This is a genomic window from Mesorhizobium sp. M5C.F.Cr.IN.023.01.1.1 (genome assembly GCF_003997585.1).
Lineage (GTDB): Bacteria > Pseudomonadota > Alphaproteobacteria > Rhizobiales > Rhizobiaceae > Mesorhizobium > Mesorhizobium wenxiniae.
In genome coordinates this window covers 1-14,043 of sequence record NZ_RZSU01000074.1, presented here as the reverse complement: position 1 = coordinate 14,043, position 14,043 = coordinate 1, and the positions used below count along the sequence as shown (strand labels likewise).

Annotated in this window: 17 protein-coding genes; 9 read left to right on the top strand and 8 right to left on the bottom strand. The window is 61.7% G+C overall.

From position 1 onward, the window contains the following. Window positions 1-190 precede the first annotated feature (190 nt). From EOA78_RS24865 to EOA78_RS24855, 3 genes are all read left to right on the top strand, one after another. On the top strand, window positions 191-559 hold the full coding sequence (locus EOA78_RS24865) for an Hpt domain-containing protein (protein ID WP_127317433.1): 369 nt from the start codon (window positions 191-193) through the stop codon (window positions 557-559). A 100-nt stretch (window positions 560-659) separates the two neighbouring features. Continuing rightward, a complete protein-coding gene (locus tag EOA78_RS24860) occupies window positions 660-980 on the top strand; it encodes a 2Fe-2S iron-sulfur cluster-binding protein (RefSeq protein ID WP_006334837.1) in 321 nt (106 codons plus the stop codon). 206 nt (window positions 981-1,186) lie between these two features. Further along, window positions 1,187-2,215 (top strand): NAD(P)/FAD-dependent oxidoreductase, encoded by a 1,029-nt coding sequence (locus EOA78_RS24855; protein ID WP_127317422.1) that lies wholly within the window; start codon window positions 1,187-1,189, stop codon window positions 2,213-2,215. A 41-nt stretch (window positions 2,216-2,256) separates the two neighbouring features. Here the strand turns inward: EOA78_RS24855 and EOA78_RS24850 are convergent, their stop codons facing one another. After that, window positions 2,257-2,874, bottom strand: coding sequence for a DUF922 domain-containing protein (locus tag EOA78_RS24850; protein WP_127317421.1), 618 nt, complete (start codon window positions 2,872-2,874; stop codon window positions 2,257-2,259). Between the two features lie 84 nt (window positions 2,875-2,958). Between EOA78_RS24850 and folP the strand changes: the two genes are divergently transcribed. The 3 genes from folP (at window position 2,959) to folK (ending at window position 4,772) form a co-directional block, all read left to right on the top strand. Further along, window positions 2,959-3,801 carry a dihydropteroate synthase gene (gene folP / locus EOA78_RS24845; RefSeq protein WP_127317420.1) on the top strand — a complete coding sequence of 281 codons (843 nt, stop codon included), beginning with the start codon at window positions 2,959-2,961 and terminating at the stop codon, window positions 3,799-3,801. 115 nt (window positions 3,802-3,916) lie between these two features. Then, window positions 3,917-4,276 carry a dihydroneopterin aldolase gene (gene folB / locus EOA78_RS24840; RefSeq protein ID WP_029352935.1) on the top strand — a complete coding sequence of 120 codons (360 nt, stop codon included), beginning with the start codon at window positions 3,917-3,919 and terminating at the stop codon, window positions 4,274-4,276. Continuing rightward, on the top strand, window positions 4,260-4,772 hold the full coding sequence (gene folK, locus EOA78_RS24835; protein WP_127317419.1) for a 2-amino-4-hydroxy-6-hydroxymethyldihydropteridine diphosphokinase: 513 nt from the start codon (window positions 4,260-4,262) through the stop codon (window positions 4,770-4,772). Before folB ends, folK begins: the two co-directional genes overlap by 17 nt. Before the next feature lie 47 nt (window positions 4,773-4,819). Here folK and EOA78_RS24830 read toward each other — a convergent pair whose 3' ends face one another. Next, window positions 4,820-5,368 carry a DUF924 family protein gene (locus EOA78_RS24830; RefSeq protein WP_127317418.1) on the bottom strand — a complete coding sequence of 183 codons (549 nt, stop codon included), beginning with the start codon at window positions 5,366-5,368 and terminating at the stop codon, window positions 4,820-4,822. Window positions 5,369-5,385: 17 nt separating this feature from the next. After that, window positions 5,386-7,221 carry a monovalent cation:proton antiporter-2 (CPA2) family protein gene (locus tag EOA78_RS24825; RefSeq protein WP_127317417.1) on the bottom strand — a complete coding sequence of 612 codons (1,836 nt, stop codon included), beginning with the start codon at window positions 7,219-7,221 and terminating at the stop codon, window positions 5,386-5,388. A 251-nt stretch (window positions 7,222-7,472) separates the two neighbouring features. On the opposite strand from EOA78_RS24825, the gene EOA78_RS24820 reads away from it, so the two are divergent. Further along, window positions 7,473-7,739 carry a hypothetical protein gene (locus tag EOA78_RS24820; protein WP_127317416.1) on the top strand — a complete coding sequence of 89 codons (267 nt, stop codon included), beginning with the start codon at window positions 7,473-7,475 and terminating at the stop codon, window positions 7,737-7,739. A gap of 95 nt (window positions 7,740-7,834) precedes the next feature. Here the strand turns inward: EOA78_RS24820 and EOA78_RS24815 are convergent, their stop codons facing one another. From EOA78_RS24815 to EOA78_RS24800, 4 genes are all read right to left on the bottom strand, one after another. After that, complete coding sequence (locus tag EOA78_RS24815; RefSeq protein WP_127317415.1) at window positions 7,835-8,389, bottom strand: hypothetical protein; 555 nt, start codon at window positions 8,387-8,389, stop codon at window positions 7,835-7,837. A 190-nt stretch (window positions 8,390-8,579) separates the two neighbouring features. After that, a complete protein-coding gene (locus EOA78_RS24810) occupies window positions 8,580-9,668 on the bottom strand; it encodes a TIGR01620 family protein (protein ID WP_127317414.1) in 1,089 nt (362 codons plus the stop codon). Next, window positions 9,665-11,161 (bottom strand): YcjX family protein, encoded by a 1,497-nt coding sequence (locus EOA78_RS24805; RefSeq protein ID WP_127317413.1) that lies wholly within the window; start codon window positions 11,159-11,161, stop codon window positions 9,665-9,667. Before EOA78_RS24805 ends, EOA78_RS24810 begins: the two co-directional genes overlap by 4 nt. Window positions 11,162-11,226: 65 nt before the next feature. Further along, entirely contained in the window at window positions 11,227-11,730 is a 504-nt protein-coding gene (locus EOA78_RS24800) for a histidine phosphatase family protein (RefSeq protein WP_127317412.1), read from the bottom strand. A 264-nt stretch (window positions 11,731-11,994) separates the two neighbouring features. Between EOA78_RS24800 and dksA the strand changes: the two genes are divergently transcribed. Next, window positions 11,995-12,411 (top strand): RNA polymerase-binding protein DksA, encoded by a 417-nt coding sequence (gene dksA, locus EOA78_RS24795; protein ID WP_006202025.1) that lies wholly within the window; start codon window positions 11,995-11,997, stop codon window positions 12,409-12,411. 99 nt (window positions 12,412-12,510) lie between these two features. Here dksA and EOA78_RS24790 read toward each other — a convergent pair whose 3' ends face one another. Further along, window positions 12,511-13,239 carry a flagellar biosynthetic protein FliO gene (locus tag EOA78_RS24790; protein WP_164783921.1) on the bottom strand — a complete coding sequence of 243 codons (729 nt, stop codon included), beginning with the start codon at window positions 13,237-13,239 and terminating at the stop codon, window positions 12,511-12,513. 373 nt (window positions 13,240-13,612) lie between these two features. On the opposite strand from EOA78_RS24790, the gene EOA78_RS24785 reads away from it, so the two are divergent. Beyond that, the coding region (locus tag EOA78_RS24785; protein ID WP_127317411.1) for a PAS domain-containing protein at window positions 13,613-14,043 on the top strand (431 nt) is incomplete at its 3' end.

Genomic DNA, 14,043 nt, shown 5'->3' with positions numbered 1-14,043 from the left:
CGTATCGTAATGACACACCGGGGTAAAGAAAACCTGCATTCGGCGCGATACGTAAAACTTTAAATATAAGGTTAACAAAACTGTGATTCCGGCGCCGTTATCGCAACATTTTTCCGGGCCAATCATTAACCCGTCGTCCACAGGATGGGCCTATTTTTTTGCGGCGGTCGAACAACGGAGTTGCAGATTCATGCGTGGCGAAAACGGCATTGCCTTCTCGATGCCCGGCGGCGATGTGTCGGGAACGGCCGGGTCGCGGCCGGTGGACCTGGCGCATCTGGCGCGTCAGACGATGGGCGACCGCAGCCTCGAACAGGAGGTGCTGGCGCTGTTCGTGCAGCAGGCGCTGTCCGTTCGCGACAGGATCGTCGACGCCGATGTGGGGCAAAGACTGCTTCTGGCGCACGGGCTGAAAGGTTCGGCGCGCGGTGTCGGCGCCTTCGCTGTCGCCGATTGCGCCAGCGCGATCGAACTTCAACCTGAAGATACCAATACCCTCAAGCGGCTTGGCTCCCTGATCGAAGAAGTGCGCGATTTCGTCGCCGCCATCAGCCGTTAAACCGATTTCCAAAAAAAACGGCATAGAGCGCCGCTTTCGCGCGGCAGTTGACTTGTCTGCTTGAGTGATTATCTCGGCTGGAACTCCCTTCAGGTGACAAATGACCAAGCTGACCTTCATCGCCCATGACGGCACACATTTTGACGTGGATGCCGAAAATGGCTCGACCGTCATGGAGAACGCGATCCGCAACGCCGTGCCGGGGATCGAGGCCGAGTGCGGTGGCGCCTGCGCCTGCGCGACCTGCCACGTATATGTCGACGAGGCATGGACGGCGGAGGTCGGCGAGCCGGAAGCGATGGAAGAGGACATGCTGGACTTCGCCTACGACGTCCAGCCGAACTCACGGCTCTCCTGTCAGATCAAGGTGCGCGACGCTCTCGACGGCCTGGTTGTGCGCGTGCCCGCCCGCCAGGGCTGAAGCGTGAAGGCTGAAGCGCGGCTTATAGCCGATTTTTCGGGCCCCGGCTTGGCAGCGGGCCAATGGTCATGCAGTGTCTCGCCGTTCTCTATAGCGCCGCGCATCCTCTTGGACACGCAAAGGACGCTGTAGCACCGTGATTTGGCGCATGATCCCCAGCGAAAATCGATTCCGATTTCGCGGTCATGCGCAGCGAAGGCGCATTCATGACCGATATCACCAGGACGGACGTATTGATTGTCGGGGCAGGGCCGGTCGGCCTGTTCGCCGTGTTCGAGCTCGGCCTCTTCGACATGAAATGCCATCTCATCGACATACTCGATCGCCCTGGCGGGCAATGCGCCGAACTCTATCCGGAAAAGCCGATCTACGACATTCCCGGCTGGCCATCGATTTCGGCGCAGGGCCTGGTCGACAGGCTGCTTGAGCAGATCGCGCCGTTCAAGCCCGACTTCACCTTCAACCGCATGGTCTCAAGCCTGGAAGAGCTCGAGGACGGCAGCTTTCGCGTCGTCACCGACGAGAACGAGGTGTTCGAAGCCAAGGTGGTCGTGATCGCCGCCGGCGGCGGCTCATTCCAGCCGAAGCGGCCGCCGATCCCGGGCATCGAGATTTATGAGGGCAAGAGCGTCTTCTACTCGGTTCGCCGGATGGAGGAATTTCGCGGCCACGACCTCATCATCGTCGGTGGCGGCGATTCGGCGCTCGACTGGACGCTGAACCTGCAGCCAGTGGCCAAGAGCGTGACGCTGGTCCACCGGCGGCCGGAGTTTCGCGCGGCGCCCGACAGCGTCAACAAGATGTACGCCATGCAGGAGATGAAGGAACTGGATTTCCAGGTCGGGCAGGTGACGGGATTGTCCGGCGCCGACGGCCAGCTTTCCTCCGCGACCATCAAAGGCCCCGGCGGCGATATCGAGGTGCCGTGCACGCGGATGCTGCCGTTCTTCGGCCTGACCATGAAGCTCGGACCGATCGCCGAGTGGGGCCTCAATCTTCACGAGAACATGATCCCGGTCGACACCGAGAAATTCCAGACATCGGTACCGGGCATCTTCGCCGTCGGCGACATCAACTGGTACCCCGGCAAGCTGAAGCTGATCCTGTCGGGCTTCCATGAGGTCGCCCTGATGGCGCAGGCAGCCAAGCGCATCGTCAGCCCCGGCGAGCGCATCGTATTCCAGTATACGACGTCGTCGACCAGCCTGCAGAAGAAGCTCGGCGTCGCCGGCTGACGCCCCACTCCACGAAAATCGACCTTACCATCTGGCCTGAGCTAACCCGGCAGCCGGCCGTTCTCGATGCGCTCCATGCGATAGCGCAGCAGACGCAGGATACGGCTTTGGAAATTGATTGTCTCGACGCGATCGAATTGCATCTGGGCCCGGTCGTGCTTGGCAAGGATAGCGGCGGCGATTTCCGCGGCCTTGGCCTTGGCCTCCTGGCAAGTCTTCTGCGGATACGTCGCCTTCAGCGCATCCTCGAGGTCGCGGGCATGGTTCTTGGCGATCTCGACATGGCGATCCTCATGGCGCTTGATGTCGGCGGACAATGTATCCCAAAACAGCCTTACGCCCGCATCGGCCTTGCGCGAGCGGCGCCACTCGGGAAGGATCACCTTGACTTTGAGAGTGACGTTGGCGTCAGCAATCGCGCAGGAATTCGATTTTTCCGCATAGCTGATGCGTGTGGTGAACGCCATCTGCGTGGCGCCTGGATGCCGCATCCCTGTACTTTTTACCTGGGGCCCAAGTTTCGTAAGCTGGGTTCCGATATCATCGAGCGTCCTGCCGCCGATGCTGAAGTAGCTATATGTCTTTACCAAACTCGCCGTGCCCGCCGGCAAGGCGGAAAAAGCGAGCATCAGGGCGCAAAGCAGTGATCGTTTCATCATGTTGCCTCTTTGCCCACCATGCGCTACGGCCGCTGCCGGCGCAACGGAATTGATCTTTGGCGGATCACACATGGTTGATGGACAATGACGACACGGCGATGGCAGCTGGCGCATGGGCGTCATCTCGACCTTGGCGGCAAAGCGGTGATCGTCGGTATCCTCAATGTCACGCCGGACAGTTTTTCCGACGGGGGACTGTTCGTTGCGCCCGAACGGGCGGTGGCCCAGGCGGGCCGGATGGTGGAAGAGGGGGCCTCCGTCATTGACGTCGGCGGGGAATCGACACGCCCCGGTGCGTCTCCGGTAGCGATCGAGGAAGAGCAGGCCCGCGTGCTGCCCGTCATCGAGGCGCTCGCCAGGCTTGGCAAGGCGCTGATTTCGGTCGACACCTATCGCGAGGACACCGCTCGGCTTGCCGTCGCCGCCGGCGCCCATATCGTCAACGATGTCTGGGGCCTGCAGCGCGAACCTGATATCGCGCGGGTCGCTGCCGAGACCGGCGCCGGGCTGGTCATCATGCATACCGGACGTGACAGGCAAAAACTGCCCGACGTGATCGAGGATCAGTTTTCCTTCCTCAGGAAGTCACTGGAAATCGCCCGGCAAAGCGGCGTTGCCGACGACCAAATCGTGCTCGATCCGGGCTTTGGCTTCGAAAAGGAAACAGCAGAGGAAAATCTCGACCTGATGGCACGGTTTTCCGAACTTGATGCCTTGGGCTTTCCGCTGATGGCGGGTACCTCGCGAAAGCGCTTCATCGGCGCCGTCACCGGCCGCGACGCCTCGGCCAGGGGGGCCGCAACGGCGGCGACGAGCGTTATCCTGAGACTCAAGGGCGCGCAGCTTTTTCGCGTCCACGATGTCGCAATCAATGTGGATGCGCTGGCGCTTGCGGATGCTATGCTGGCCCGTGAAACCACCGCATAGGCTCGAAAATCAAAAGCGATTTTCGGAAAGCAGGATGCGTAGATTGAAAGCGTTAGAGCGTAGTTTTTGCGTCCAAGTGGATGCACGTCGCTCTAATCGAGCGGGACGCTGAGCGATGTATGTCATCCGCATGAAGAACTGCGCCTTCTTCGCCCGGCACGGCGTGCTGGATGAGGAGGAGACGCTCGGCCAGCGTTTCTATGTCGACGCTGCGCTCTCCGTCGAACCCGGCCGCGCGCTGGTCGATGATTCCATCGAGGATACCGTCCACTATGGTGTCGCCTTCGGAGTGATCGAAAAGATCATAACCGGCGAGAGGCGTTTTCTGATAGAAGCGCTGGCGCTGGAGGTGGCCCGGGCGCTGACGGCCCGGTTTCCTCAGATCAAAAAGGCCGAGATCACTGTGCGCAAGCCGAACGCGCCAGTGCCCGGTGTGCTCGATCATGTCGAGGTGACCGTTGTCTGGCCAGAATAACACGGTTTATCTCAGCCTTGGCGGCAATCTCGGCGACCCGGCAAGGTCGATGGGCGCTGCGCTGCGTATGCTGGACGCTGACGAGAACGCGCGCGTCGTTGTCGTCTCCTCGCTTTACCGGACGCCGCCCTGGGGCAAGCTCGACCAGCCGGATTTTCTCAATGCGGCTGCCGAAATTTCGACTGTGCTCGCACCACACGCATTGCTCGATCTCTGTCTCGACGTCGAGCGCAGACTGAAGCGGGTGCGCGAGGAGCGCTGGGGTCCACGGCTGATCGACATCGACATTTTGGTGTTCGGCGATCAGATTATCCGCGAAACCGGGCTGGAAGTGCCGCATCCGCGCATGCTGGAGCGCGCTTTCGTTCTCGCGCCGCTGGCCGAGATCGCGCCTGACCTCACCGTCGACGGCAGAAGCGTGGCGGAGCGGCTTGCCGCTCTCGACAGCGCCGGCATCGAGCGACTGACGTCTGGCCGGGATTGGTGGCTGACCTAAAGCATCGGACCAAACCTCTAACCAGTTTTGGCTCCGATGCACTGAGCTCAGCCGGAAAATCCGCCCCCGTCGAGGAACACCTGTTCCTCCGGCGTCGTCTCGCGGCCGAGCATCCTGTTTCGATGCGGAAAGCGGCCGAAGCGCTGAATGATCTCCAGGTGCTCGACCGCATATTTCAGATAGGATTGGGCTTTGGCGGTAAAAAGGTCCATGGATTTGAGCTGGTCGGCGAGATGCTCCGAATGCTCATACGGCAAATAGAGGAAGGCGCGCAGGTCTTCGTCGAGCGCCAGATCCTGACCGGCGGCGGTCGCCTTTTCGGCAAAATGCCTCGCCAGCGGGTCGGTTGCATACATATGGCCGGTGCCGCGAAAGCAGTTTCGCGGGAACTGGTCGAGCAGGAGAATCAGTGCCAGTGAGCCTTCGGCATGCTCAGACCAGTCATCGCATTCACGCCGTGCGGCAGCGTAGTGCAGGTCGAGAAACCGGTTGCGGAATTCCGCGTCGAAGGCGTCATTCTTCTCGAACCACGCATCTTTCCCGGCGTCACGCCAGAATTTGGTGACGGAGAGCGCACGTTCGTCCAGTTCGGTCATCTGTTTGCTCCAGGTATTTAGTCCGCAGGCTCGGATTTATGCAGAACGCCGGCGGTTTCTTCATTGAGCGCCTGACCGGTGCGGCGCGGCTGGCTGAGCGGTGCCGGAATGGGCGTGCCGATATTGCCCTTGAGGAAGCGCGCTCCGGCGCGAACGCCTTCGGCGAGCTGCAACTCGAAACGGGCAGCATCGCGGTGGCGGACATCCTCGATTACCTCGGCGACTTCCTCCGGGTCTACGCCCAGCGCTTCCAGCGTCGAGCCGCCGAAGACAAGCGCCGATTCGAAGGTTTCGCGAATCTGGAAATCGACGTCGGCACGTATCAACTGCAGCGCGGTTCCGCGGTCGAAAGCCCGTGCCAGCACGGTCAGCAGGGGAAACTCCGCCTTGACAAGCTGTGCGATGCGGACGGCGACATCGGGCTTGTCGACGCAGATCAACACGGCGCGCGCGCGGCCGGCACCTGCGGCACGCAGAATGTCCAGCCGCGTGCCGTCGCCATAATAGACCTTGAAACCGAAATCGGCCGCCGCCTGGATCATCTCGACCTCATTGTCGATGATCGACACATCGATCCCGCGCAACAGCAGCGGCTGGCTGGCGATCTGGCCGAAGCGGCCGAAGCCGATGATCAGCACGCTGCCGGTAAGGCCATCGGCGATGTCGACGCCTTCGAGCGACTGCTCGTCGCGCGGCATCAGATACCGCAATGCCAGAATGGCCAGCGGTGTCAGCACCATGGAGATGATGACGATCGCCGTCAGGGTCGCGTTAGCCTGACTGTCGATGATGCCGACCGCCGTGGCTGCGGAATAGAGAACGAAGGCGAATTCGCCGCCTTGCGCCATGAAGACGGCGCGCTCGAGCGCTTCCCGGTGACCGGTCTTGAGGATGCGGGCGACGAGATAGATGCCGATCGCCTTTATCGCCATGTAGGCAACGACGTAGATGGCGACAAGCCGCCAGTTCTCGATGACCACATGCAGGTCGAGCGACATGCCGACAGCGAGGAAGAACAGCCCGAGCAGCACACCGCGGAATGGTTCGACATCGGCCTCCAGCTGATGGCGGAAGGTGGATTCGGACAAAAGCACGCCGGCCAGGAAGGCGCCCATCGCCATCGACAGGCCGCTGAGCTGCATGGCAAGCGCCGACCCCAGAACGACCAGAAGGGCGGCTGCGGTCATCACTTCGCGGGCGCGGGCGTCCGCCAGGATGCGGAAGAACGGATTGAGCAGGTAACGCCCAGCCAGCACCAACCCGACGATGGCGGCTAGGCCGATGCCCACCTCCGTCAGCCGCTGCGTCAAGCTCATATCGGCGCCGCCCGGCGCCAGGAAGGCGATCAGGGCCAGCAACGGCACGATCGCCAGGTCCTCGAGCAGCAGGATGGAGACGATGCGCTGGCCTTTGGGCGCAGCGATCTCACCACGTTCCTCCAGAAGCTGCATGACGATGGCTGTCGAGGTCAGCACGAAGCCGGCGCCGGCGACGAAGGATTGCGAGATCGGAAAACCTCCCGCCAGTCCGACGCCGGTCAGCAACAGCGCGCACACGCCGACCTGCAATGCCCCAAGGCCAAAGATCTCTCGCCTGAGGCCCCATAGCCGTGACGGTTGCATCTCCAGCCCGATGATGAACAGGAACATGACGACGCCGAGCTCGGCGACGTGAAGAATGGCTTCCGATTCGGAAAAGATGCCAATGCCGAACGGGCCGATGACCACGCCGGCCGCCAGATAGCCGAGGATGGAACCCAGGCCCATGCGCTTGAAGATCGGCACCGCGACAACACCTGCGGCGAGCAGCGCCACCACGTGGATCAGATCGCTGCCCGCTGCTTCTGCCGCCATGCCTGCCGTTCCGTTCTCTCTAACGACCGCTGCACGTGCTGCGGCATCGAGCGGCCAAGATAGGGGCTTCGGCTGAGATCGAACAGCCCGAATCCGGAAACTGGTGCGGCAGTGTTGCAGGCGCGCTCCACAACTTTATGCACCCGCTGCGTTGCGTGTTGCAGCAATCGGGCGCTAAGGACGCGCGGCTTTGGCCGTGAAGGGCGGAGGACGATCAAGTCCGCCGCCTTTTTTTGAGGGAGACGACCGACATGAAGATTTTTTTGCTTGTTGCCGTTGGCATCGCGGCACTTGCCGGATCGGCCTGCTCGAAGGCGCCGGACTGCACGACCGAAATGCTGACCAAGAAGGCTCAGGACATGACTGCAGCCCTTCAGGAGGCGATTACCAAGGATCCGGCCAAGGCGGCCGATCTCGCCGCCAAGGTCCAGGCGGTCACAACCAAGTATCAGGATGCTACGACGTCGGACGAGGCCTGCAAGGCCTATGACGAGTTGACTGCCGCCATCAAGGCCTGAGAATCGATTTGAGTTTTGCAAAAGAAGCGGTGGCCATGGCTGCCGCTTTTTTATAGGGCCGCGCCGCACGTCCGGTCGGACGCGCAGATGATCGCTCAGTTCGGCGCGATGGAGCCGACTTCGACCGTATCGACGCGCTTCAGCTTCATGCCGATGACCGGCACCAATTGCTGGTCGACGCGCACCGCAACCGTCACCGTCATCGAATTGTCGTTGGGGACAAGGGCCTGCATGACGCCGCGCAACTGGTTGCGGTTGATGGTGAAGACGACCTTGTTGGCGCTGACCACGTTGCCGCCGATAATGTCGAGGCCGGAACCGGCGGCACCGCCCATGAAGCTGCCCTTGTAGCCCTCGCGGCCCTTGTGCTGGATCGTCGCCGACATCTGCTGGGTAAACATGCCGACCCGGCAACCGCCGTCGAGCGACATTCCGATCTTGCCGTCAGGTGTCGAGCCGGTGAAATTGCAGGTGAATTTCGTGCCCTTGTATTTGCCGGCGACGATTTCCCCCGGGCCGACCCATTCGCCTTCCACCGATTGAAAGAACTTCTTGTCCCGTTCTGCTGCAAAGGTCTTTTCGGCCATGCCGGCAGTTGTTGAAACCACGACCGCCACGGGCAGGACGCTGGACAAGATCACGCTTTTCATCGACGACACCCGGCAACAAAGAGTCTGGTTTGGAACCCGTCCGACCATGAACAAGATTGGTTAATGCTTCGTCACCGCTAGCGCATGGCCCCGAAAATCGGAAGCGATTTGCGCTGGGATCATGCGCGAAATCAAAAGGCTACAGCGTCCTTTGCGAGCCACCAGGATGTGCGGTGCTGGACGACGGTTGTCACGTGTCGGAAGCGGATGTTTCCTTCTGCTTTTTGGTTGCAAACGATGTCAGCGCGGACAGGAAATCGCCCATGCCGGGCCGCCTCGCGGCGCTGAAGGGCAGAGGCCTTGAGGTCTCCATCGCAGCAATGCCGATGCGCGCCGTCATCATGCCGTTGACGACACCTTCGCCAAGCTTGGCCGAGAGCCGGGCGGCGAGGCCATGGCCGACGATCTGCTGCACGAAACTGTCGCCGACGGCGATCGAGCCGGTCACCGCCAGATGGGCGAGAACGCTGCGTGCCAACCGGAAGAATCCCAGCGTGCCCGGCCGGCCGCCATAAAGCTCCGACAGGCGGCGAATCAGCCGGCCCGCTTCGAACACGACATAGGCGACGTCGACCAGAGCGCGAGGGCTGACCGCCGTCACCAGCGACACGCGCTTTGCCGCTTCGAGGATCATCACCTTGGCGCGCGCATCGAGGGGGCCGAGGATTTCGGTCTCGGCCAGGCGCACCAGATTGCCACCGTCAATGATCTCGTCGCGCAGGTCAGCCAGCGCGCGTCTGCCGGCCGCGGTTTCGGGCTTGGCCGCGACGAAGGCCGAGAGTTCGTCGACCACTGCGCGAGCGGCCTTCGGATCGTCGCGGGCAATGGCGTCGAGTGCCCGCTTCTGCAGTTTTTCGACCTCGGCGAGGCGGGTGATCGCCAGGAACTCGCGGACGAGGATGATCAGAAGCGCCAGCAGCGCGATCACGGCCATGCCGGCGGCCAGCCAGCCCAGCCATTCGGCACGCGCGAACAGATCGCGAATCAGCTGGTCGGTCCAAAGGCCGAGGGCCAGCGAAACCAGAACGCCCAATGCGCCGAACAACAAACCACCGAGCATCGAACGCTTACGCGGCGCGGTCGCCGGCGGCGGTTCGGCGGCGATGATGTCCGGCTCGTCGAAAACGTCGATTTCCGCCGGAGTGACGACGGCAAGATCAGCCTTCACGGTGCGCGGCTTTCTGGCCGATGGAGCGTCGGGCTGGCGCAAGGCTGCCCTTTCTTTTGGCGGGGCTTCCGGCTCGATGCGAAATGCCGCCGGCTTGCGGGGCGCGGTCATGCCAGACGATCTCCGATCAGGAACTGCAGGGCGCGGTCGAGCCTGATATGCGGCAGCGACAGCGTGACGCCTTCAGCCGTGCGTTCGAGCTTTGGCGGGCGAAAGCGCACGAAGCGTATCGCCGGGTCCTCATTGCTTTGCCAATGGCCCGGGTTCTGCCGATGGTCTGGTCCAGAGACATCGAACACTGCATCAATTTTCTCCGGTAAATCACCGGGAAATATGGCTGTTTCGGTTCTTCCATCGAATGTTTCGCCGTTGATCTTTTCACCTTTCAACGGTGTGCCAATGATGACGGGCAGCGTTTCACGGCCTTGCTTGACCGTGCCTTCGCGGGTCGCGCGCACCGCCGCCAGGGCGACCACGTCGACATCGGCGCCGGTGAAATTTGCTCGCGCCACCGCACGGTCGGCAAGCCGCCGCACGATCGCCTGCAGCCGGTCGTGGCTTTCGTGGTGAAGATGGTCCGCCTTCGTCGCCGCCACCAATATGCGGTCGATCCGCCTTGAAAAAAAGTCAGTCAGGAAATTGCCGCGACCGGGGCGGAAGCAGGCGAGGATTTCGGTCACCGCACGTTCGAGATCGGCCATCGCGCCGGGGCCTGCGTTCAGGGCCTGCAGAGCGTCTATCACCACGATCTGGCGGTCGAGGCGCGTGATGTGCTCCCGGAAGAACGGCTTTACGACGTATGTCTTGTAGGCCTCGTAGCGCCGCTCCATCATCGCCTGAAGCGACCCGGAACGCGCCCGCCGCTCATTCAGGCCCGGCAAGGGCGCGAAAGTCAGCGCCGGCGAGCCCTCAAGATCGCCGGGCATCAGGAAACGGCCGGGCGGCAGGGTCGAAAGCGCCCGCTCGTCGAGCTTGCATGCCTTGAGGTAAGCGGCGAAGCTCTCGGCGAGGCGTCGCGCCGTCATCTCGTCGGCGTCCGCATTCAGGTCGACTGCGGCGGAGAGCGAGCGCCATTCCTGCGAAAGGTCGGCGCGCACCGGCAGCACGGCCATCTCGAACGCTTCGCGCGAGAAATCAGCGTAGGATTTACCGAGCAACGGTAGGTCCAGCAGCCATTCGCCGGGATAGTCGACGATATCGACCGACAATCTGCCTGATGAAAACATGCGGCTCCAGGCGGAGGCCGATTCATATTCGATGGTGAGCCTCAGTTCGGAAATGGCACGTGTCGAATCCGGCCACAGGCGATCGTTGACCAAAGCCGCTACGTGATCCTCGTACTGGAATCGCGGTACGGCGTCATCCGGTTGCTCTTCGAGGAAGGCACGGGCGATGCGTCCCGATTTCTGCGCCGAGAACAGCGGCAAGCGCCCGCCATGGATCAGATTGTGCACAAAGGCTGAGATGAACACCGTCTTGCCCGCGCGGGAAAGACCAGTGACACCCAGTCGCAGCGATGGCGAAAAAAGCCCGGTAGCGCGCCCCGACAGCGTATCCAGGGCAATCTTCGCCTCGTCGGTGAAAGTGGTCAGCGATGATGCCAAAATGCGGTCTCTCGGGGCTTCGGTACGATCCGATATAGACGCTGCTGCCTAGGTTTGAAATGGCGTCAGAGATCGACCGGCGTCAGGAAGGCTTCGAGATAACCAGTGCCTTGCGCAGCATCGGCAAGACTGCCGTCAAACCGAACGACCGCAAGGCCGGAAGTCGGGAAGCCGTAATTCAGCATTCCCCTGGCAGCCTCGTCGCCGTCGCCCGAAAGCGCGATAGTGAGATCTTCCGTCATCGGGTTGTGGCCGATGACGAGCAGCGAGCTAGGCCCGCCATTGCTGCGGATGAGGTTGAGATAGCCGGCGGCGTCCTCGCTGTAGAGCGTATCGAGGAACAGGACCTGGCCTGTATCGGTATGGCCGGCCAGACCTTCCAGGGTCTGGCGCGCTCGCTTTGCGTTGGAGCAAAGGGTCAGGTCCGGAATGTAGCTGCGGGCCCGCATGGCCGCACCCATCGTTTCGGCGTCGGCGACGCCGGATGCGTCGAGGGGACGATCGAAATCGCGCATGCCCGGCAGAGCCCACCCGGCCTTGGCATGCCTCAACAGATAAAGCTTGCTCACCGGCCCCTCGCTTGTGCCAAACACCGAAACTCGTCAAAAGGCGATGCGGGATTAGCTATGAGAAACGCCTTGCGCACAATGGCCGGCACCCTTCAAACCCAACGAATCATACGCGAATCCGGTCGCGCCCTTCATGCGAATGATGCGGCCCATAGCATTTTGCCCGACATTAACAATTGCGTGAAACTGTCGTCGATTGCGCTTGTGCAGTATTCGGTCCGCGAATATATAGGCGCCAAAATTGGGGCTGTTTGGGTGAGTCGAATGAACGACATCGTTACCGCCGATTACGTACCCTCCGAAGACGAGCCGTTCATGAACGAGCGGCAGAAATCATACTTTCGCCTGAAGCTCGTCACCTGGAAGAACGACATACTGCGCGAAGCGCGCGAAACTCTCGAAATCCTGCAGCAGGAAAACGCCAACCACCCCGATCTCGCCGATCGCGCCTCCTCGGAAACCGACCGCGCCATCGAACTTCGCGCCCGCGATCGCCAGCGAAAACTCATTTCAAAGATCGATTCCGCGCTTCAGCGCATTGATGAAGGCACTTACGGTTATTGTGAGGAAACCGGCGAGCCCATCGCGCTGAAGCGGCTCGATGCGCGTCCGATCGCGACCTTGTCGATCGAGGCGCAGGAGCGCCACGAGCGCCGCGAGAAGGTCTACCGCGACGACTGAAGCACAGGCGAATCGCCTAAAAGCAGCAAAGCGAATTTTGTCATGGCCGGTCTCCGGCCATTTTTTTGTTGCCTGTTCGCTGGCCCGGTTTCTGGCCGGTTATCTTTTCTGGCTGGAAAGCTCGCCGAGAAGCTTCGTCATCTCGTCATCGAGAGACGACGGCGCCTTTGCCGCCGGCTTGCTCTCCGGCGCGGGCTGCGGGACATCAAACGAGACCTCGAGCTCCCTCATCAGTGTATCGTCAATGGAATCCTGCTTTGCCGGGGAATCCTGTCTTGCCGGCGATGGCGCGTGTCGAGCGGCATTGGCATAGGCGGGGAGCGGCGTGATGGTCGCCGATTGATGGCTTTGCGCTGGCCTCGGCGCTGGCGCTGGTGCAGTCTGATGGGGCCGGACAGGCGTGGGGGCCGCGCTAACCGGCTGCGGAGGCGGTGCTTGCCTCATTGGCGCAGGAGCCGGTTGAGGCGCGCGCGGCCGCGGTGCCGGCTGATGGCCGCCGCCATCTCCGGTCAGCGCAGGACGGCGCAGCGCCGACAGCCGGATGTCGCGTTCGACGACGACATCGGTCGGGCCTCCGATCAGCAGCAGGTGCTCGATGTCGTCGCGGCGCACCAGCACCAACCGGCGGTGGCTGTCGACAGCGGTGGCGTCCATGACGGCCAGGCGCGTCTTGCGGTTCCTGCCGCCGGCAACGAATGTTCCGAAGGTCAGATTGCGGACCAGCTTGATGATGAGGAGAATGATGACCAAAAGGACAAGCGCGACAAACGTCCACAGGATTGCCGCGGCATAACCAGGACCCGCCACACTATCCAGCCACTGCAGCATTGGTGCCCCCAATATCGGCTTTCGATGAAGACGCGACACTAGACTGTTGCGGCACGCCACTGCAAGTCGCCTTTCGCGCCTCTTGAACAGCTTGAAACACCAATGTGGTGGATTTGAAGTCCCTACGAATTGAGGGCGTCAGCGTTCCGGAATTTCAAATCCACCACACTGGATTTTCAGCACGTTGCTGGTGTGGTGAATTCGAAATTCGCTCCCCACAGCACCCAGGGTAATGCGAATTTCGGATTCACCACACCAGGCGCCGAACGGGCGTCATTTTTAGCGGACATTTGCCGCCAAGGCCTTTTCCGGACCCTGAGAATGTGATTCAACCGGGCAGGGGCAAGTACCGGATTTCACGAGCAGGGGGCACATGGCCAAGGAAGCGCGCGGCGATTTCTATCCGGTACCGATCGTCGACCAGAACACGCGACCGGGTGCAGTCACCCGGCTCATCGTCTTCATCGTCGTCCTGACTGGCGCCGCGATCGTCTTCGGCCTTTTCCGCGAACGTCTTGGCGATCCATTCCTGCTTGGAATGCTTGGTGTGCTGGCGATGATCGGTGTCGGCTTCCTGTTCGCCACCGCCATCGGCTTCGTGCAGATCACACCGCGTTCGACGAGTGACGAGCTGTCGAAAGCCTTCGTCGATTCGATGTCGCAAGGTCTTCTAGTCACCGACACCAAGGGTCGTGTCGTCTACGCCAACCGGTCCTATGCCGACATGACGGGCGCGGCGTCCGCGGCGGATCTCAAGACGGTCGAAGGTTTGCTGTCCGACGTTCCCGAGGCCTCGGTGACCAT